Source organism: Xanthomonas sp. D-109, assembly GCF_017746095.1.
GTDB classification, from domain to species: domain Bacteria; phylum Pseudomonadota; class Gammaproteobacteria; order Xanthomonadales; family Xanthomonadaceae; genus Xanthomonas_A; species Xanthomonas_A sacchari.
Map to the genome: position 1 here is coordinate 32,012 of NZ_JAGHWV010000002.1, position 19,448 is coordinate 51,459.

At 70.8% G+C, this 19,448-nt stretch carries 18 protein-coding genes; 12 read left to right on the forward strand and 6 right to left on the reverse strand.

Annotation, left to right across the window (positions count from 1 at the left end; translation table 11 throughout):
* Positions 1 to 21: 21 nt before the first annotated feature.
* Together groL and J7357_RS03615 are read right to left on the reverse strand one after the other, a co-directional pair.
* On the reverse strand, positions 22 to 1,668 hold the full coding sequence (gene groL / locus J7357_RS03610) for a chaperonin GroEL (protein WP_010340980.1): 1,647 nt from the start codon (positions 1,666 to 1,668) through the stop codon (positions 22 to 24).
* Positions 1,669 to 1,814: 146 nt separating this feature from the next.
* Positions 1,815 to 2,102, reverse strand: a complete 288-nt coding sequence (locus J7357_RS03615; RefSeq protein ID WP_010340979.1) for a co-chaperone GroES — start codon at positions 2,100 to 2,102, stop codon at positions 1,815 to 1,817.
* 280 nt (positions 2,103 to 2,382) lie between these two features.
* Here J7357_RS03615 and J7357_RS03620 point away from each other — a divergent pair, with 280 nt between their 5' ends.
* The 4 genes from J7357_RS03620 (at position 2,383) to J7357_RS03635 (ending at position 7,520) form a co-directional block, all read left to right on the forward strand.
* Positions 2,383 to 4,155, forward strand: a complete 1,773-nt coding sequence (locus tag J7357_RS03620; RefSeq protein WP_209244923.1) for an endonuclease — start codon at positions 2,383 to 2,385, stop codon at positions 4,153 to 4,155.
* A gap of 134 nt (positions 4,156 to 4,289) precedes the next feature.
* A complete protein-coding gene (cutA, locus tag J7357_RS03625) occupies positions 4,290 to 4,622 on the forward strand; it encodes a divalent-cation tolerance protein CutA (protein ID WP_010340977.1) in 333 nt (110 codons plus the stop codon).
* Positions 4,623 to 4,626: 4 nt separating this feature from the next.
* Complete coding sequence (locus tag J7357_RS03630; RefSeq protein ID WP_209244924.1) at positions 4,627 to 6,930, forward strand: protein-disulfide reductase DsbD; 2,304 nt, start codon at positions 4,627 to 4,629, stop codon at positions 6,928 to 6,930.
* The gene (locus tag J7357_RS03635) at positions 6,927 to 7,520 is read left to right on the forward strand and encodes a TlpA disulfide reductase family protein (RefSeq protein ID WP_209244925.1); all 594 of its coding nucleotides are present in this window, start codon (positions 6,927 to 6,929) and stop codon (positions 7,518 to 7,520) included. Before J7357_RS03630 ends, J7357_RS03635 begins: the two co-directional genes overlap by 4 nt.
* Before the next feature lie 130 nt (positions 7,521 to 7,650).
* Here the strand turns inward: J7357_RS03635 and J7357_RS03640 are convergent, their stop codons facing one another.
* Positions 7,651 to 9,051: an FAD/NAD(P)-binding protein gene (locus J7357_RS03640; protein ID WP_209244926.1), complete on the reverse strand. Its 1,401-nt coding sequence runs from the start codon at positions 9,049 to 9,051 to the stop codon at positions 7,651 to 7,653.
* Between the two features lie 183 nt (positions 9,052 to 9,234).
* Complete coding sequence (locus tag J7357_RS03645; protein WP_209244927.1) at positions 9,235 to 11,190, reverse strand: beta-N-acetylglucosaminidase domain-containing protein; 1,956 nt, start codon at positions 11,188 to 11,190, stop codon at positions 9,235 to 9,237.
* Between the two features lie 311 nt (positions 11,191 to 11,501).
* Here J7357_RS03645 and aroQ point away from each other — a divergent pair, with 311 nt between their 5' ends.
* The 4 genes from aroQ (at position 11,502) to accC (ending at position 14,341) form a co-directional block, all read left to right on the forward strand.
* A complete protein-coding gene (gene aroQ / locus J7357_RS03650) occupies positions 11,502 to 11,948 on the forward strand; it encodes a type II 3-dehydroquinate dehydratase (protein ID WP_019801847.1) in 447 nt (148 codons plus the stop codon).
* Between the two features lie 93 nt (positions 11,949 to 12,041).
* Positions 12,042 to 12,524 (forward strand): acetyl-CoA carboxylase biotin carboxyl carrier protein, encoded by a 483-nt coding sequence (accB, locus tag J7357_RS03655; protein ID WP_148827977.1) that lies wholly within the window; start codon positions 12,042 to 12,044, stop codon positions 12,522 to 12,524.
* A gap of 17 nt (positions 12,525 to 12,541) precedes the next feature.
* Positions 12,542 to 12,919 carry a four helix bundle protein gene (locus J7357_RS03660; protein WP_026143397.1) on the forward strand — a complete coding sequence of 126 codons (378 nt, stop codon included), beginning with the start codon at positions 12,542 to 12,544 and terminating at the stop codon, positions 12,917 to 12,919.
* Between the two features lie 54 nt (positions 12,920 to 12,973).
* Positions 12,974 to 14,341, forward strand: a complete 1,368-nt coding sequence (gene accC / locus J7357_RS03665) for an acetyl-CoA carboxylase biotin carboxylase subunit (RefSeq protein ID WP_017911501.1) — start codon at positions 12,974 to 12,976, stop codon at positions 14,339 to 14,341.
* 257 nt (positions 14,342 to 14,598) lie between these two features.
* Here accC and J7357_RS03670 read toward each other — a convergent pair whose 3' ends face one another.
* Positions 14,599 to 14,955: a hypothetical protein gene (locus tag J7357_RS03670; RefSeq protein ID WP_209030252.1), complete on the reverse strand. Its 357-nt coding sequence runs from the start codon at positions 14,953 to 14,955 to the stop codon at positions 14,599 to 14,601.
* Positions 14,952 to 15,881, reverse strand: coding sequence for a hypothetical protein (locus J7357_RS03675; RefSeq protein ID WP_209244928.1), 930 nt, complete (start codon positions 15,879 to 15,881; stop codon positions 14,952 to 14,954). The genes J7357_RS03670 and J7357_RS03675 overlap by 4 nt, the downstream gene beginning before the upstream one ends.
* A 305-nt stretch (positions 15,882 to 16,186) precedes the next feature.
* Between J7357_RS03675 and prmA the strand changes: the two genes are divergently transcribed.
* From prmA to fis, 4 genes are all read left to right on the forward strand, one after another.
* Positions 16,187 to 17,107 (forward strand): 50S ribosomal protein L11 methyltransferase, encoded by a 921-nt coding sequence (prmA, locus tag J7357_RS03680; protein WP_209244929.1) that lies wholly within the window; start codon positions 16,187 to 16,189, stop codon positions 17,105 to 17,107.
* A gap of 182 nt (positions 17,108 to 17,289) precedes the next feature.
* Positions 17,290 to 17,667, forward strand: coding sequence for a helix-turn-helix domain-containing protein (locus J7357_RS03685; RefSeq protein ID WP_019800993.1), 378 nt, complete (start codon positions 17,290 to 17,292; stop codon positions 17,665 to 17,667).
* Between the two features lie 193 nt (positions 17,668 to 17,860).
* Complete coding sequence (locus J7357_RS21295; RefSeq protein ID WP_244667250.1) at positions 17,861 to 18,727, forward strand: DUF3426 domain-containing protein; 867 nt, start codon at positions 17,861 to 17,863, stop codon at positions 18,725 to 18,727.
* A gap of 116 nt (positions 18,728 to 18,843) precedes the next feature.
* Positions 18,844 to 19,116, forward strand: coding sequence for a DNA-binding transcriptional regulator Fis (gene fis / locus J7357_RS03695; RefSeq protein ID WP_010343856.1), 273 nt, complete (start codon positions 18,844 to 18,846; stop codon positions 19,114 to 19,116).
* Positions 19,117 to 19,448 lie beyond the last annotated feature (332 nt).

Consider the following 19,448-nt stretch of genomic DNA (forward strand, 5'->3'; position numbering starts at 1 on the left):
GGTCGGCCGAGGCCGGCTGGATCAGAAATCCATGCCGCCCATGCCGCCCATGCCGCCGCCCATGCCGCCCGGAGCGGCCGGCTCTTCCTTCTTCGGGGCCTCGGCCACCATCGCTTCGGTGGTGATCATCAGGCCGGCGATCGAGGCGGCGTTCTGCAGCGCCGAACGGGTCACCTTGGTCGGATCCAGGATGCCGAACTCGACCATGTCGCCGAACTCGCCGTTGGCGGCGTTGTAGCCGAAGTTGCCGCTGCCTTCCTTGACCTTGTTGAGGATCACGGACGGCTCTTCGCCGGCGTTGGTGACGATCTCGCGCAGCGGCGCTTCCATCGCGCGCAGCGCGATCTGGATGCCGTGGGTCTGATCTTCATTGGCGCCCTTCAGCTCGCCGATCGCGCTCAGCGCGCGCACCAGCGCCACGCCGCCGCCCGGGACCACGCCCTCTTCCACCGCCGCACGGGTCGCGTGCAGGGCGTCTTCGACGCGCGCCTTCTTTTCCTTCATCTCGATCTCGGTGGAGGCACCGACCTTGATCACCGCCACGCCGCCGGCGAGCTTGGCCACGCGCTCCTGCAGCTTCTCGCGGTCGTAGTCCGAAGAAGTCTCTTCGATCTGCGCCTTGATCTGCTTGATGCGCGACTCGATCGCCGAGGTGTCGCCGGCGCCATCGATGATGGTGGTGTTCTCCTTGGAGACCTGCACCTTCTTGGCGCGGCCCAGGTCCTTGATGGTCGCCTTCTCCAGCGCCAGGCCCACTTCCTCGGAGATCACGGTGCCGCCGGTCAGCACGGCCATGTCTTCCAGCATCGCCTTGCGACGGTCGCCGAAGCCCGGGGCCTTGACCGCCACGACCTTGACGATGCCGCGGATGGTGTTGACCACCAGGGTCGCCAGCGCCTCGCCTTCCACTTCCTCGGCGACGATCAGCAGCGGCTTGCCGGCCTTGGCCACGCCTTCCAGCACCGGCAGCAGGTCACGCACGTTGGAGATCTTCTTGTCGTGCAGCAGCACGAACGGATCGTCCAGGTCGGCCTGCTGGCTCTGCTGGTTGTTGATGAAGTACGGCGACAGATAGCCGCGGTCGAACTGCATGCCCTCGACCACGTCCAGCTCGTTCTCCAGGCCCGAGCCTTCCTCGACCGTGATCACGCCTTCCTTGCCGACCTTCTTCATCGCGTCGGCAATGATGTTGCCGATCGACTCGTCGGAGTTGGCGGAGATGGTGCCGACCTGGGCGATGGCCTTGTCGTCGGCGGTGGGCTTGCTGATCTTCTTCAGCTCGGCCACGGCAGCCACGACGGCCTTGTCGATGCCGCGCTTGAGGTCCATCGGGTTCATGCCGGCGGCGACCGCCTTGGAGCCTTCGCGGATCAGCGCCTGCGCCAGCACGGTGGCGGTGGTGGTGCCGTCGCCGGCGTTGTCGGAGGTCTTGGACGCGACTTCCTTCACCATCTGCGCGCCCATGTTCTCGAACTTGTCGGCCAGTTCGATTTCCTTGGCGACGGAGACGCCGTCCTTGGTGATGGTCGGGGCGCCGAAGCTCTTCTCGAGCACGACGTTGCGGCCCTTCGGGCCCAGGGTGGCCTTGACGGCATTGGCGAGGATGTTGACGCCGCGCACCATGCGCGAACGGGCGTCTTCACCGAAACGGATATCTTTGGCAGCCATGTTGAGTTACCTCGGGAATAGGGAATGGAGAACAGGGAATAGGCAGATCAAGAGCGGGCGGTCGGGACGGATGGAAATCGCGGGCGACGAAGGCGCCTTGCCGATTCCCGATTCACCATTCCCGATTCCCGCGATCGGCGGCGCTGTTAGCCGACGATCGCCAGAACGTCGTCTTCGCGCAGCACCTTGTACTCGACGCCTTCGGCCTTGTAGCTGGAACCGGCGTACTGGCCGTAGATGACCTTGTCGCCGACCTTCAGCGCCGGGGCGCGCACGCTGCCGTTGTCCAGCGGCTTGCCGGCGCCGACGGCCACGACTTCACCCTTGGTGGACTTTTCCTTGGCCGAATCCGGGATCACGATGCCGCCGGCGGAGATTTCGTCGGCTTCGATCGGCTTGACTACGACGCGGTCGTGAAGCGGCTTGATGCTCATTGAGTGAGACCTCTTAAGTGATTGATTGGTCTAGGAAAGGCCGGCGATGTTAGCACTCGCGCATGACGACTGCCAGCAACGCTCGCGAAAAAACCCGGTAGCGCCGGGATGCGCCAGATGTAGTGCCGTGGCGGGGGCTTTCAAGGGCCAGGGGCAAAAAATTTTTGCCGGCGCCGTGCATTCGGTGCCAAGCAGTGACCGAATTCCGTCACTGTGTCACAGAGGCAGGCTAGGCTGGCCGCGGACCCAGGGGGGGATCCATCACCAAAAGGAGTTGTCGATGAAGCCATCCGCCGTTGCGCTGCCGCTGGCCTGCCTGCTCGCCCTTGCCGGGCCGGCCCAGGCCGCCGTGTTCATCAACGAATTGCATTACGACGATGCCACCGCCGCCGGCGACACCGGCGAAGGCGTGGAGATCGTCGCCACCGCCGGGGAGAGCCTGAGCGGCTACCGCGTCTACCTGTACAACGGCAGCACCCCCGGCTCGGCCACCGTCTACGCCAACAGCGCGGTGCCGGCCGGCAACCTGGTCAGCTGCGGCGGGCAGGTGCGCATCGCCACCGTCAGCTATGCCAGCAACGGCATCCAGAACGGGCCCAACGACGGCCTGGCGCTGGTCGACGGCAACGGCAAGGTGGTGCAGTTCCTCAGCTACGAGGGCGCCATCACCGGCGGCGGCGGCCCCGCCGCGGGCATGACCAGCCAGAACCTGCCGGTCAGCGAGAGCAACAGCACTCCGGCCGGCACCTCGCTGCAACTGCGCGGCAACGGCAGCGCCGCGGCCGATTTCAGCTGGAGCGACAGCGCCACCAGCACCTTCGGCGCCTGCAACAACGGCCAGACCTTCGCCGGCGGCGGCAGCAATGCCGCGCCGACGGTGACCGCCACCACCCCGACCCAGGGCGCCACCGACTTCCCCGCCGCCGGCGACCTGGCGGTGACCTTCAGCGAGGCGGTGAGCCTGGCCAGCGGCGCGTTCGGCCTGAGCTGCCAGCAGTCCGGCAGCGTGGCGCTGACCTATCCCGGCAGCGGCACCCAGTTCGCGCTGTCCACCAACACCGCGCTGAAAGCCGGCGAGAGCTGCACCCTGAGCATCGTCGCCGCGCGCGTCAGCGATGCCGACGGCGCGCACCCGGCGCAGGACCGCAGCGTCGCCTTCACCGTGGCCAGCGGCTCGGGCGGCGGCAGCGGCGCCGGCACCTACTATTCGCACGTCAACACCTCCAGCCCCAGCCAGTTGCGCTGCTCGCTGCACGAGACGATCAAGGGCCACACCGTCTATCCGTACAGCAGCAGCTCCGGCACCGACACCTGGGCCATCCTGGAGATCGCCGACGAGGATCCGAACAACAGCCAGCGCGTGCTCGACGCCTACCGCAACCGCAGCTACGCCAAGGGCACCGACCGCGCGGGCAGCGGCAGCGGCCTGAAGTACAACCGCGAGCATAGCTGGCCGAACTCGCTGGGCTTCGGCACCTCCACCGGCGACAAGGGCCTGCCGTACGCGCCGTACACCGACACCCACATGCTGTACCTGACCGACGCCACCTGGAACGCCGACCGCGGCAACAAGCCCTACGCCAAGTGCGACAGCAACTGCGGCGAGCGCGCCACCGAGGCCAACGCCGGCTTCGGCGGCGGCAGCGGCCGCTACCCGGGCAACTCCAACTGGGTGCGCACCCCGGATGGCAACAGCGGCACCTTCGAGGTGTGGGACCATCGCAAGGGCGACATGGCGCGTGCGGTGATGTACATGGCGATCCGCTATGAAGGCGGGGTCGATGCCAAGACCGGGCAATCCGAGCCGGACCTGGAGCTGACCGACGACCGCAGCAAGATCGTCAAGACCTCGTCCTCGCCGGCCTACATGGGCCTGCTGTCGACGCTGATCGCGTGGAGCCAGCAGGACCCGCCGGACGATGCCGAGCGCGCCCGCAACGAGGTGATCTACAGCTTCCAGGGCAACCGCAACCCGTTCATCGACCACCCGGAGTGGGCGACCTCGTCGCTGTTCACTTCCGCCAAGCCCGCCAGTTGCCAGTTGCTCAACTGAGCCGTGTCACCTCGCCCGCTGCGGCTGCAGCGGGCGGGGATTAGGGATTAGGGATTAGGGATTGGGGATTCGCGGCGGCCGGCCACGGACCGGCGCCGCCAAAGCGCGGCCGGCATCCCTATACTGTCGGCCGCATGTCCGCGCCCGCCCTCCGCTTGCTGCTCAGCACCTGCCCCGACCCGGCCAGCGCCGCGCGGATCGCCCAGGCGCTGGTCGACGAGCGCCTGGCCGCCTGCGTCAGCCGCCTGCCCGGCGTGCAGTCCACCTACCGCTGGCAAGGCGAGGTGGAACACGGCGAGGAAGTGCTGCTGCTGATCAAGACCGCCGCCGACCGCCTGCCCGCCCTGCGGCAGCGGCTGTGCGCGTTGCACCCCTACGAGGTCCCCGAACTGGTCGAACTCGAGGTCGCCGGCGGCCTGCCGGCCTACCTGCAATGGGTGCATGCCGAAACCCGTGAGGAACCGTAAGCCGATGACCCTGCTGCACCGCCTCGCCGCCCTGTGCCTGCTGGCCGTGGCCGCCTTCCCCGCCCTGGCGATCAGCGAAAAGGACTTGCTGCCGGTGGACCAGGCCTTCGCGCTCAGCGCGCAGGCGCCCGAACGCGGCCGCATCGCGCTGCACTGGGACATCGCCAAGGGCTACTACCTGTACCGGCACCGCATCGCGGTCAAGGTGATCGGCGGCTTCAAGCCCAACCCGACCCTGCAGTTGCCGGCCGGCCACAAGAAGACCGACCCGTACTTCGGCGAGGTGGAGACCTACCGCGACGCCTTGAACGCGGTGCAGAGCGGCATCGCCGACCCCGGCACCGACCGCGTGCAGGTCGAGGTGCGCTACCAGGGCTGCGCCGATGCCGGCGTGTGCTATCCGCCGCAGAAGCGCCTGCTCGAGGTGACCCTGCCGGCCGCCACGGCCTCCGCCGATGCCGCGCCGGCGTCGGCGCTGCCGCCGCCGGCGGCGACGGGCGGGCTGCCGGGCAACGGCCCGGGCGCGGGCAACGGGGCCAAGCCGCTGTTCGGTCCCGGCCCCGGCGCCGCTGCGGTGCAGGGTCTGCCGCTGCCGTCGGACCAGGCGTTCCATTTCGAAGCCATCGCCAACGACGGCAACACCCTGTTGCTGCGCTTCACCCCGGCACCCGGCTACTACCTCTACCGCGACCGTACCGCGCTGGCGCTGGAGGGCGCGCCCGGCATCCGCACCGGCATGCCGCGCTGGCCGCAGGGCAGCTCGCACCAGGACGAACACTTCGGCAAGGTGGTGGTGTACTTCGACCAGACCGAGGTCACCGTGCCGCTGCAGCGCCAGCGCGCCGATGCCGCCGCCGCGACCCTGGTGGCGACCTTCCAGGGCTGCCAGACCGACGGCATCTGCTACCCGCCGATGACCCGACGGGTGAAGCTGGCGCTGCCCAAGGGCACCGTCACCCCGGCCGACCAGGCCGAGGTCAGCCCGCTGCTGGTGACCCCGCTGGACAGCCGCCAGGCCGATGCCGACGACGCGGCCGCGGCCACGGCCGCCGATGCCCCGCCGGCGACGCCGGACGCCTCGGCGCACAACGCCGCGCGCAGCGCCGCACCGCCGCCGGCCACGCAGAACCTGCTGTGGATCCTGCTGCTGGCGCTCGGCGGCGGGCTGCTGCTGAACCTGCTGCCGTGCGTGCTGCCGATCCTGTCGCTGAAGGTGCTGGGCCTGGCGCAGAGCGGCGAAAGCCGCGGCCGCGCCCGCAGCCATGCGCTGTGGTACACGCTGGGCGTGCTCGCTTCCTTCGCCGTGATCGGCGGCATCGCCGTGGCCGCGCGGCTGCTGTGGGGCTTCCAGTTGCAGCGTCCGGGCTTCGTCGCGGTGCTGGTGTACCTGATGTTCGTGGTCGGGCTGAGCCTGTCGGGCGTGTTCACCCTCAGCGCCAACCTGGGTGGCGTCGGCCAGTCGCTGTCCACGCGCAGCGGCCCGGTCGGCGACTTCTTCACCGGCGTGCTGGCCTGCGTGGTGTCCAGCGCCTGCATCGGCCCGTTCATGGGCCCGGCGCTGGGCTATGCGCTGACCGCGCCGGCGGCGGCGGCGATGCTGGTGTTCCTGACCCTGGGCCTGGGCCTGGCGCTGCCGTTCCTGCTGATCGGCTTCGTGCCGTCGCTGGCCAGGCGCCTGCCCAAGCCGGGCGCGTGGATGGAGACGCTCAAGCAGGTGCTGGCGTTCCCGATGTACCTGAGCGCGATCTGGCTGCTGTGGGTGCTGGGCAAGCAGCGCGGCGTGGACGCGGTGGCGCTGCTGCTGATCGGAGCCACTCTGCTGGCGCTGGGCCTTTGGTGGTTCGAGCGCGCGCGCTGGCGCGACCACAAGACCGGCATGCGCCTGGCCGCCGTGCTGCTGCTGGCCGCCCTGCTGCCGGCCTGGGGCGTGACCCGGCTGCCGCCGCCCAGCGCCAGCGTCGAGCGCAACACCGTGGCCTATTCGCCGCAGATGCTCGACCGCCTGCGCACCGACAACCGCGTGGTGTTCGTCAACATGACCGCCGACTGGTGCGTCACCTGCAAGGCCAACGAGCGCAACGTGTTCGACAGCGATGCGTTCCGCGACACCATCAAGCGGGTGGACGCGGTGTACATGAAGGGCGACTGGACCAACGAGGATCCGCGCATCAGCGCCTTCCTCGCCGAGCACAAGGCGGTGGGCGTGCCGCTGTACGTGGTCTATGGCCCGGGCGCGCCGCCGACGGTGCTGCCGCCGGTGCTGAGCCAGGCGGTGGTCGAGGACGCCCTGCTGCGCGCGGCGCGATGACTCCCGGCACGCGGCGCCTGCTGGCGGTCGCCGCGGTGGCGGCGGTGCTCGGCGTGGCGGCGGCGCACTGGTGGGAACGGCGGACGCCGGCGATGGCCCCGGCAACGTCCGCCACGGCCAGCGGCCATGCGGCAGCGCCGCCGGTCGCCGCGGCGCGCCCGGGCGATCCCGCCCCGGCGCTGCGCCTGCCCACGCTCGACGGCGGCCACCTGACCCTGGCGCAATTCCGCGGCCGGCCACTGCTGGTCAACGTGTGGGCGAGCTGGTGCGAACCGTGCGTGCGCGAGATGCCGGAACTGGACCGGCTGGCGCGCGCGCAACCGAGCGACGGCCTGCAGGTGCTGGGCATCGCCCTGGACCGCGCCGAGGACGTGCGCGCCTTCCTGCAGCAGGTGCCGATCGGCTACCCGATCGCGCTGGAGACGCCTGGCCCGGCCGACGCCAGCGTGCGCCTGGGCGACACCCAGGGCCTGCTGCCGTACAGCGTGCTGATCGACGCCGACGGCCGCATCGTCAGGCAGAAGCTCGGCCCGTTCGCGCCGGGCGAGGTCGAGGGCTGGGTGGGCGGCGGCGCGCAGCCGCCACGCTAGCCCGCGAACGCTGGACGCGCTCGCGCAGGAGCGGCTTCAGCCGCGACCAGGCATTACCGGTAAGGCCCGGTCGCGGCTGAAGCCGCTCCTGCGCGGGCAAAGCGGGCAGCGCACGCGTGCGGATCCGGCACTAGAACGCCAGCCGCTGCGGCGCATCACCACTGGCGCCACCATCGGCGGTCCGCGCCTGCGCCAGCGTCGCCAGTTCCTCGGCCAGGCGCTGCGCGGCGGCGCGCAGTTCCGGCACCGCGGTGATTTCCCACAGGCCGCCGCGCAGCAGCGGCCCCAGGCAGTACAGGCCGGAGACCGGCTGGCCGCCGGCGTCGCGTACCCGCAGCCGCGGATCGACGACCACCCCCAGGCCCAGCGGATCGGCCTGCAACAGGCCGGCCTCGCGCAGCGCCGCGACCAGCGGATGGCTGGTGCGGGCGACGTCGGTATCCAGCCCGGTGGCGCGGATCAGCACGTCGAACTGTTCGGTGCGCGCGCCGCGGTCGGCGCGGTCGCGGATCACCGCCTCCACCGCGTCCTCGCCCAGGCGCGCGCGCAGCAGGCGGCCGGCGCGAATCCGCAGCTGCCCCTGTTGCTGCATCTGCGCCAGCGCGGTGGCCGCAGCCGGCGCCAGGCGGTGCCGCGCCACCTCCCAGTACGGCCGCAGGTGGCGCAGGAAACGCGCGCGTGCCGCCGGCGCCAGGCCGCTCCAGAACGGCTGCAGGTGCGGACGCAGCGCATCCACCACGCAGCGCCAGTCCTCCACCACCGTGGTCAGTTGCCGCAGGCTGCGCACCAGGCCGCGCAGGTCGTGGCCGCGCAGCGCCTGCACCACGCTGGGCGGCAGGCTCACCGGCGCGCCCGGCTGAAGCAGATGCGCCTGCGGCGCCAGGCCGCGCCGCGACAGGGCGGTGATCGCGCCGCGGTGGCCGCGCCGGCGCAGGGTCAGGGCCACGTCGGCCATGGTCAGGCCGGTGCCGACCAGCAGCAGCCGCGCCTGCGGCGGCACCGTGTCGAGCACACCGTCCTGCCACGGCCAGCCGATGTAGCGCCGGTGCACCGCCAGGCGCGGGCCCACGCCCGGCAGCGCCGCCGGCGGCAGTGCGCCGATCGCCAGCACCACCACGTCGCTGACGAAATCCTCGCCATTGGCGAGGAACACGCGAAAGCCGTGCGGATCGCGCTCCAGCGCCACCGCCTCCTGCGCCAGCGGCACCACTTCGGTGGCCGCCTCCGCCAGGGCGGCCGCCAGGTGCTGCTCCAGGTACTGGCCGTACTGCAGCCGCGGCAGGAACGCCATGCCCTGCGCCGCATCCAGGTGCAGCGCCGCGGCGAAGCCGCCGGGATCCTGCGGATCCACGCCCAGGTCCTTGGCGCGCACGTTCAACAGGTGCTCCGGCCGCGCCGCGCCATAGGCGACGCCGCGGCCGAAGGTGTCGGCCATGCCGACCAGGGTGATGCGGCTGGCGGTACCCTGCCGGGCCAGCGCCGCGGCCAGCACATTGCCGCAGAATCCTGCGCCGATGATCGCAATTCGCATGGCACGCACCTTGGCCGCTCGGGGCATCCTTTGTGCCCCGGATGCGGCGCGCGGGTGTAAATCGCCGGTTAATGCGTGCGCTGTGCGGCATGGCGATCGGGCATCAGCACATGGGCGATGCCCATGAGCGGGCCGGGACACCGGCGCGCGGACCGCGCCGATCCGCCGCGGCCCGCCGTCTCGCTAGCGCGCCGGCAGGCGTTCCACCAGGCCGGGCGCATCGGCGATGAAGGTATCCAGCGCGCCGTCGGCGACCTTGACCGGGCCGCCGAAGCGGGTCGCGCCGGGAATGGAGGGAATCGCCTCCGCCTGCGCGGCGAGCTGCCTGGCCGCAGCGAAGGCCTGCCCGGCCGCCGGATCGGAGGCCAGTGCCTGGTTCAGCCCGTCCACGCTCCGGCGCAGCGCGCGGCCCCACAGCGCGGTCGCGTCCAGCCACGGCGCCGCCTCGGCCACGAACGCGCCGGTGGAGGTGCCGGCACGGATGCGCTGCGGTGCCGCCGCCAGGTCGTCGGCGGCGCGACCCAGCGCGGCCAGCGCCGCGGCGCGGGCAGCCGGATCGCCATCGGCCAGCGCGTCGCGGGTGGTGTCGATCAGCGCCTTGAGCCGCGGCGCCTGCGGCTGCCAGGGCAGATGGCCGAAGGTCGGCGCCAGGTGCTGGGTGTCGAAGAAGGTCAGCAGCGCGTCGGCCACCTGCGCATCGCCGCCGGCCAGGTCGCGCGCGGCCGCGCGCCAGGTGCGCTGTGCGTCGTAGCCGCGGTCGTTCCAGGCGAAGGCCAGCAGCCCGGCCACCGCCGGCCGGCTGGCCACTTCCTGGTTCATCGGGTTGGACACGATGCCGCTCAATTCCGCCGACAGCCCGGCCTGGCGGCGGTCGTACGGCGCCAGCAGCAGGCGCCCTGCGGTCTCGGCGAAGTCGTTGACCGGATAGTTGTCCCACAGCAGGGTCTTGCGCCCGAACGCCTTGGTCGCGTTCTTCGCATCGCTGACCGAGATCGACGCCGGGACCACGTCGGTGCCGGTCCACTGCACCACCACGCGCGGATCCAGTGCCTTGCGCAGCGTCGCCTTGTACGGCGATTCGGTGACGTTGTAGTACTCGGTCGGCACCATGATCAGCGCGCCGTGGCCGGCCGCGGCGATGTCCGCCTGCACCGCGTTGAGCAGTTGCGCCTGCGCAGTCGCCGCGGCCTGCTCGCCGGCCGGGCCGAACGCGGTGGCGTCGCCGGGGCAGTTCCACTTGGTGTATTCGATGTCGTCGAAGGCGATGTAGAAGCTGCGCACCCCGCGCGCGCGCAACGCGGCGAACTTGCGCCGGATCGCCTGCAGGTCGGCCGCGTCGCTGTAGCAGATCGAGGGCCCCGGCGAGAGCGCGTAGACGAAGTTGATGTGCTCGCGGTTGGCCACCGCGGCCAGCTTGCCCAGCGCCGCCAGCGTGGCCGCCGGGTACGGCGCGCGCCAGCGATCGCGCGCGAAGGCGTCGTCCTTCGGACTGTAGATGTAGGTGTTGGCCTTGAACCGCGCCAGGAACGCCAGGTGCGCGGCGCGTTCGGCCATGCTCCAGGGCTTGCCGTAAAAACCCTCGATCGTGCCGCGGACCGGCATCGCCGGCGCGTCGGTCACCGCCACCGAGGCGATGCGCCCGTGCGCGACCAGTTGCCGGAAGGTCTGCGCCGCGTGGTACAGGCCGGCGCCGTCGCGGCCGGCCAGCACGATCCGCGTGCCACCGCCGCTGGCCACGCTGCCCAGCGCATAGCCTTCCGCGCGTTCCGGCACATCCAGGTCGACGGCGGCCAGCGCATCGCGCACCGGCGCCGCGTCGACGGTGCCGAGCACCACCGACACCGCCTGCGGGTCGTGCGGCAGCGTGCTGGCGCGGCGGATGCGGGAAACGCCGGCCTCGCGCAACACGGCGCGCACCAGCGCGTCGGTAGCCGGGTCGGCCTTGCCGGCCTGCACCAGCACCACCGACGGCCCCAGCGGCAACTCCGGCCCGAGCAGGCGCAGCGCGGTCGGCGCCGGGTACACCGCCGGCAGGGTGGCCGGCGCCGCCGCCAGCGCGGGCGCGGTCGCGCCGGCCAGCAGCGCGAACGCCAGGATGTGGCGGCCAAGGCCGCAACGGCCAATACGCTCGGTTCGCATGCGCCTACCCTCGACTGGTATGTCAGTGATTTTGAAATGGTATATACCACTTCCACCGGCGCGTCGACGCGCGGCGGCGATGGCGCTGCAATGTGGCCGTCCCATGCTGCAGCGACACTTGCATGGTCCGCGCAAGATGCGACATAACCGCAGGCAGTGGCGCGGCCCGTTGCCCGCCCGCCATGCCTGCGCTGACGCGACGCAGACCGGCGAAAAATCAAACATTTGTTTAAAACATCCGCAACTTCGCCGAACTGGACAGCAATGCCGGCTTCGCGCAGACTGCCGCCCTTTCCGCTGCTTTGTTCCCGATGGCGCGACTGCTGCTGCTGCACGGCCCCAACCTCAACCTGCTCGGCACCCGCGAGCCGGGCGTGTACGGCCATGCCACCCTGGCGCAGATCGATGCCGCGCTGTTGGCCCAGGCCAGTGCCGCCGGCCACGCGCTGGAGAGCCTGCAATCCAACGCCGAGCACGTGCTGGTGGACCGGGTGCAGGCCGCGCGCGGCGACGGCACCGCCTTCATCCTGATCAACCCGGCCGCGTTCACCCATACCTCGGTGGCGCTGCGCGACGCGCTGGCGGCAGTGGCGATCCCGTTCATCGAGATCCACCTGTCCAACCCGCACAGCCGCGAGCCGTTCCGCCACCACAGTTATTTCAGCGACCACGCGGTCGGCGTGGTCTGCGGCTTCGGCGCCGACAGCTACCGCTATGCGATGGACGCGGCGCTGACCCGGCTGGGCGCGGCCGCATGAGCCGCGCACACGCCGGACCGGCACCGCATCCCCCCGTCTGAGCCCCCGGGCCGCGCGCCCGGTCTTTTTCAAAAGTCACCTCACGAGGCCGTTATGGATCTCCGCAAAATCAAGAAACTGATCGACCTGCTGGAAGAATCGAATCTCGCCGAGATCGAGATCAAGGAAGGCGAGGAAAGCGTGCGCCTGGCGCGCACCCCCAAGGGCATGACCGCCAGCGCGCCGCAGTACGTGGCCGCCGCCCCCGCGGCCGCGCCGGCCGCCGCCGCGCCGATGCCGATGAGCTCGCCCACCGAGGCCTCCACCGGCGGCAGCGCCAAGCCCGGCAACGCCCTGCCCGAGGGCCACGTGCTGCGCGCGCCGATGGTCGGCACCTTCTACACCTCGCCGGCCCCGGACAAGCCGGCCTTCGTCAGCGTCGGCCAGGCGGTCAAGGCCGGCGAGACCCTGGCGATCATCGAGGCGATGAAGATGTTCAACCCGATCGAAGCCGACGTCTCCGGCACCATCGTCGCGATCCTGGGCGAAAGCGGCCAGCCGGTGGAGTTCGACCAGCCGTTGTTTGTGATTGGCTGAGACGCCGGGAATCGGGAGTGGAGAATGGGGAATCGTCAAAGCGGCCGCACGAGCGGCTCGACGTCTGGCGTGACTCCATGGATCTGGTGGAAATGATCTATCGCCTCTCCGAGACGTTTCCGGCGACGGAACGTTTCGGGCTGACGGCGCAACTGCGCCGTGCAGCGGTCAGCATCCCCGCCAACATCGCCGAAGGCGCGGCACGCCGCTCCACTCCCGAATACCTGCGTTTTCTGTCGATCGCACGTGGCTCGCTGTCCGAGGCCAGCACGCACCTGCAGATCGCGCGCCGGCTCGACTACACCTCCGACATCGCGGCACTCGACGGATTGATCGATACGATCTTCGCCAAACTGACCGCATTGATGAATGTTCTGAGCAAGCGCGGAGATTGACGATGCACGCCGTCCTCCATTCCCGATTCTCCATTCCCAATTCCCGGCCTTCCCATGCTCGATAAAGTCGTCATCGCCAATCGCGGCGAAATCGCGCTGCGCATCCTGCGCGCGTGCCATACGCTCGGCATCCGCACGGTCGCGGTGCATTCCACCGTGGACCGCAACCTCAAGCACGTGGCCATGGCCGACGAGTCGGTGTGCATCGGCCCGGCGCCCTCGTCGGAGAGCTATCTCAACATCCCGGCGCTGATCGCCGCGGCCGAGGTCACCGACGCCCAGGCCATCCACCCCGGCTACGGCTTCCTGTCGGAGAACGCCGACTTCGCCGAGCGCGTGGAGCAGTCCGGTTTCATCTTCATCGGGCCCAAGGCCGACACCATCCGCCTGATGGGCGACAAGGTCGAGGCGATCCGCGCGATGAAGGCCGCCGGCGTGCCGTGCGTGCCCGGCTCGGGCGGCCCGCTGGGCGAGGACATCGTCGCCAACACCAAGATCGCCCGCGAGATCGGCTACCCGGTGATCATCAAGGCCGCCGGCGGCGGCGGCGGCCGCGGCATGCGCGTGGTGCATTCGGAGGCCGCGCTGAAGGCCGCCATCGAGACCACCAAGTCCGAGGCCAAGGCCGCCTTCAGCAACGACCAGGTGTACATGGAGAAGTTCCTGGAGAATCCACGCCACGTGGAGATCCAGGTGCTGGCCGACGGCCAGGGCGGCGCCATCCACCTGGGCGAGCGCGACTGCTCGATGCAGCGCCGCCACCAGAAGGTGGTGGAGGAAGCGCCGGCGCCGGGCATCACCGAGGAACTGCGCAACGAGATCGGCAAGGTCTGCGTGGACGCCTGCATCCGCATCGGCTACCGCGGCGCCGGCACCTTCGAGTTCCTGTTCGAGAACGGGCGCTTCTACTTCATCGAAATGAACACGCGCATCCAGGTGGAGCACCCGGTCACCGAGCGCATCACCGGCATCGACCTGGTCTGCGAGCAGCTGCGCATCGCCGCCGGGCACAAGCTCAGCATCAAGCAGAAGGACATCGTCCTGCGCGGCCATGCGATCGAGTGCCGCATCAACGCCGAGGATCCGGAAACCTTCATGCCCAACCCGGGCCTGATCACCGGCTTCCATCCGCCCGGCGGCCCCGGCGTGCGCGTGGACACGCACATCTACAGCGGCTACAAGGTGCCGCCGAACTACGACTCGATGATCGGCAAGCTGATCGTGCACGGCCCCGACCGCGAGACCGCGATCGCGCGCATGCGCGTGGCGCTGAGCGAGATGGTGGTGGACGGCATCAAGACCAACATCCCGCTGCAGCAGCGGATCATGCGCGACAAGGGCTTCCAGGCCGGCGGCCAGAACATCCACTACCTGGAAAAGCGCCTGGCCGAACGCAAGAACAAATCGATTGCGTTGGTTTGACAGCCGGGAATGGAGAAACGGGAATCGGGAATCGGCAGTGCCGGCTCCCGATTTTCGACGGAGAAGGCCGCGACCTCGCGAGCGCGTTCGCCTGAGCACCACAGGATCGGGGCGGAACGAATAGGCCGGGGGGCGAATGGCCTCGATACAGCGCGTCGGCGCCCGTCGCCGACATCGTTGCTACAACCACCGCGCAGCGCGATGAGGGCCCGGGAACCCGCTCTTGCGATTCCCCATTCCCGACTCCCCACTCCCGGCTATTTCCCCTGCTGCGTCCCCGCCACCGGCTCCGCGCCCAGGCTCGAGGTCGGGCTGACGATCATCACCGTCTCGGTGGAGCCGTCCGGCCAGACGATCTGGAAGGTGCTGCCCGGGGCCAGGGTGGAGAACGGCATGCCGCTGTTGGCGCGGTAGATCGCCGCCACCTGCGCGGCGCCGGCGCGGCGCACGTCCGGCGCGGAATGCGCGGTGGTCAGCTCGACCTTGGACAGACCGCGGTAGCGCTGCTCGGCGGTGTCGATCAGCAGCAGGCCCGCCGCCGCCGCCGAATAGGCGACGAAGGCCAGGACCCAGAACCAGAACTTGGCGCCGTGCAGCCATCGCCGGTAATTCATGAGCCTGCTCCCGTGCTGTCCACCAGTCGATTGACCATGTCGTTCATCGTGTCCGTGCCTTGCCGCGGCACCGCGGCGTCGTAAACAAAACTGCTGAAGTCCTGGGTGGGGTCACGCGAGCAGATCCCGCCGTTGGCGCAATAGCGGGTCATCAGCTCGCTGTCCGGGCCGCAATCCAATCCCAGCCTGCAGGCGGCCAACTGCCAGGCCAATTCGGAAAACTGGGTGCCGGCCACGCTGCCGCCCAGGCTGTCGTCGCCGCTGGCGGCCAGGCCCATCGCCGGCGCCAGCGCCACGTAGGCATCGGGATCGCCGGAGGCGCGCACCCGCGCGACCAGGTCGCGCTTGTACTCGGCGCCGGCATGCAGCGGCTGGCCCAGCGCCAGCAGCGCCGCTTCGGCAGCCAGGTTGCCGCCACGCGCGGCCTGCACGCGCTGGGCGACGATGGCCTGGCGGGTCAGGCCGTCGCCGGGCACGAAACCGGCGCAGCGGCGGCCGACGCGGGCGCGCGCCTGCACCATCTGGTCCGAGGTCGGCAGGCGCGCATCGGCGATCGCGCGGGTGTCGGCGCCGTAGCCGACCGGGTCCATCGCATAGCCGGCGCAATAGTCGTAGATGCGGCTCAGCCGCCAGGACGCCTCGGGGTCGCCGTGCGCGGCGGCGATCGACAGCTGCTGCGCGGCGCGGTAGAGGTCGGCACTGCGCTCGCCCTCGTTCTCCTCCCGCAGGCGCGCAGGCGTCGACGCCTGGCGCGACGCCGTGGCCGGCGTGGCGGACGCGGGGTAGGCGTCGGCCGCCACCGCGCTCGCCGGCGCGGGCGCCGCCGCCGGTGCGCCCGGCAGCGACAGCGCGCGATAGGCGACCACGCCCAGCAACAGCGCGGCGGGCGCCAGCAACAGCCAGGTTGGACGGGACACGACGGGCATGCGCGAAAGAGCCGGACAACGGGCGGAAACGCAGCCGGACCCCCTGTCGCCCTGCCGCTGCGAGCCGGCAGTCTACCCCAGGCCACGGCCGCGGCATGCGCCAAATACGGCCGGGGCATCGGCGCATGGACGTGCGGACCGGCGGCACGGACGAACGGCAGGGTGCGGTGGCCGGCATGGAACCACGCCCCAGGCCTGGCCCGCCGACACGCGCGCGCTGCTCCGCCGCGCCGGCCGGGCCGTCTCCAGCGCAAGGCCCGCCGCCCGTCTAAGATGCGCGCTTCCCCTTCTTGCCCCACCGACCGATGCCGTTCCTCGAACTGACCCTGCGCTGCACCGACGCCACCCAGCCCCGCTACGAGACCGCGCTGGAGGATGTCGGCGCGCTGGCGGTGACCCTGCTCGATGCCGACGCCGACACCAGCAACGAACGCGCGATCCTGGAACCGGGCGTGGGCGAGACCCCGCTGTGGGGCACGCTGGTGCTGAGCGCGCTGTTCCCCGAGGACCAGGACGGGCTGGTGCTGCTGGCTGCGCTGGAGGCGTTCGACCCCGGGCTGGACTGGGCCCAGGTCACCTTCCGCAAGGTCGACGACCAGGACTGGGAACGGGCCTGGCTGGACCAGTTCCAGCCGATGCGCTTCGGCGCGCGCACCTTCATCGTGCCGTGGAACCACGACCTGCCGGAGGACGCCCGCGGCGCCGACGCCGCGGTGGTACGCCTGGACCCTGGCCTGGCGTTCGGCTCCGGCACCCACCCGACCACCGCGCTGTGCCTGCGCTGGCTGGACGCGCTGGCCGCCGACGGCGTGCTGGCGCAGGCGCGCGTGCTGGATTTCGGCTGCGGCTCGGGGATCCTGGCACTGGCCGCGCTGAAGCTGGGCGCCGCCGCCGCGGTGGGCGTGGACAACGACCCGCAGGCGCTGCTGGCCAGCCACGACAACGCCGAACGCAATGCGGTCGGCGAGCGCCTGGCGGTGTACCTGCCGGCCGACGAACCGACGGCCACCTATCCGGTGGTGGTGGCGAACATCCTGGCCTCGGCGCTGGACGCGCTGGCGCCGACCCTGGCCGCGCGCGTGGCCCCGGGCGGGCGCATCGCCCTGTCCGGCATCCTGCACGGCCAGGAACAGGAGCTGCTGCAGCGTTATGCGCCGTGGTTCTCGGAGTTGCGTACCGAGCAGGACGGCGACTGGATGCGCATCGAGGGCGTGCGCCGCGACTGAATCGGGGCGCGAACGCGCCCAGCGGCGCCACAGCGCGGCATTCGCCACGCCAGGCATGGCCCGCGCCCGGGCCGGTCCAGTTAAGCGAAGACAGTATCGCTAACATTCATTCGCTGGACAGCGCCACGAACCAACCGCAGCGGCCGGCGCGGCTATATCTCGCCTCCCCTGCGGAGGTGCGTGTGAACAGCAAGCTGTACGAACGGGTGCGCGAAGCGCGCAAGCTCACCGGCCTCACCCAGGAGGCCCTGGCGCTGGACCTGGGCGTGACCCGCAGCGCTGTGGCGCAGTGGGAAATGGCCGAAGGCACGGCGCCGGCGCTGGAGCACCTGATCGCCCTGGCCCGCCGCAGCGGGCTGCATTTCGAATACTTGGCCACCGGCCGCGGCGAGCGCGTGTTCGGCGAACCGATGACGGCCGATGCCGCCGCCATCGGCGAACTGCCCAGCCAGTACCAGTTCACCGACCAGCAACTGCGCCTGCTGGAGCGCTTCGAAGGCCTGAGCCCGCGCCAGCGCGCCGGCCTGCTCGATCTGCTCGACCCCCGCAGGTCGCGCTGAGCGCGCCGCGGCGGGTTGCTCGAGTTGGGAATCGGGAATCGGGAATCGAATTCAGGTTCTCGGCCCCTGATCGCGCGGCGGCCGATCGGTGCGCCTGTCTGACGCCTGCAAGGCCGCGCCAGCGCGCTGCAGATCCCGCCGGCGCGTGCTTGAACATGCTTGAATAAGGGTCTCGCCGTCGTCGTCCGCGCGCATGCCCGATCGCACTCCGCCCCGCCCCAGCCTCGCCACCTTGCTGCGCCAGCCCGATCCGTCCGCCACGCCGGACGAGACCCCGGTCGCGCCAGCGGCGGACGAGGCGGCGTCGGCAGGCGCGATGCCGCCGACCGGCACCACAGCGCATCCCACGGCGCCGAGCGTCTCGCCAACGTTTGCGAACGCAACGTCGGTCGAGACCGAGAGCGAGGCCGACACATCCCGCGCGCCCAGCGAGCCGCATGACCTGGACGCGCCGCTGGCGGCGTCGGCGCCGGACCCGACACCGGGACTGGCGCCAGCCACACCCGCGGCACTGACGACCGCCCCCGCCGCGCCGGTATCCGCCGCCGCCCCGAGCTTCCTGCACGGGCCACGCGCACGGCGCCCGGTGCTGCGCGCCGCGCCGTGGCAGTGGATCGCGCTGGCCGGGCTGGGCCTGCTGCTGGCGCTGCAGATCCTCATCGCCGATCGCCAGCGCCTGGGCACCGACCCGCGCTGGCGGCCGTGGGTGGCCGGGGTCTGCCAGGTCCTGCGCTGCAGCGTGCCGGCCTGGCGCGAGCCGGCCGCCTTCACCATGCTCAGCCGCGAGGTGCGGCCGCTGCCCGGCCATGCCGGCACCCTGCAGGTGCAGGCGACCTTCCGCAACGACGCGCGCTGGGCGCAGGCCTGGCCGCTGCTGCAGCTGTCGCTGGCCGACGCCGACGGCCGCACCATCGGCAGCCGCGTGCTGCGCCCGCAGGAGTACCTGGGCCGCGCGCGTCCGGACAGCGTCACGCTGGCACCGGGACAGAGCGCGCAGATCGCCTTCCAGGTGCGCGAACCGGCGGCCGAGACTGCGGCATTCAGTTTCGACTTCCACTGAGAACGCTGCGTTCGGGCACTGCGCCATGGCAGCGGCGCAGGCCACGCGCTAGACTCGTCCCCCCGCGCCGGCCCTCCTGCCGTCCGGTGCCGCTGTCATTCGGGGATCCGTCGAACTTGAACGCCGCCACCACTCGTCCTGACTCCAGTCGCGGCGCGCCGAAGCCGCCGCTGCGCGAACACGTGGCGCAATCGGTCCGCCGCTACCTGCGCGACCTCGACGGCTGCGATGCCGACGACGTGTACGAGATCGTGCTGCGCGAGATGGAGATCCCGTTGTTCGTGGAAGTGCTCAACCATTGCGAAGGCAACCAGAGCCGCGCCGCCGCGCTGCTGGGCATCCACCGCGCCACCTTGCGCAAGAAGCTCAAGGAATATGGGCTGGCTTGATTGAGGCTGGGAATCGGGAATCGGGAATCGGGAATCGGGAATCGGGAATCGGGAATCGGGAATCGGGAATCGGGAATCGGGATCCAGCATGCTGTCCTGCATGACTCGACTGTCAAGCGATCCGAACACACCGCGACCCAGCTTGTAGCGCCTGCACATCGCCCTCGTAGGAGCGGCTTCAGCCGCGACGCCTGAAACCTACCAGGCAACCGAACGCACTACCGCAGCGAAGAAGCCACCGAACGTCGAACCGCGCGTCTCGCCATTGTGGGAGGGGCTTCAGCCCCGACGCGACATCGTCTGAAGATGCGGGTGCGGACGCCATGCTGCCC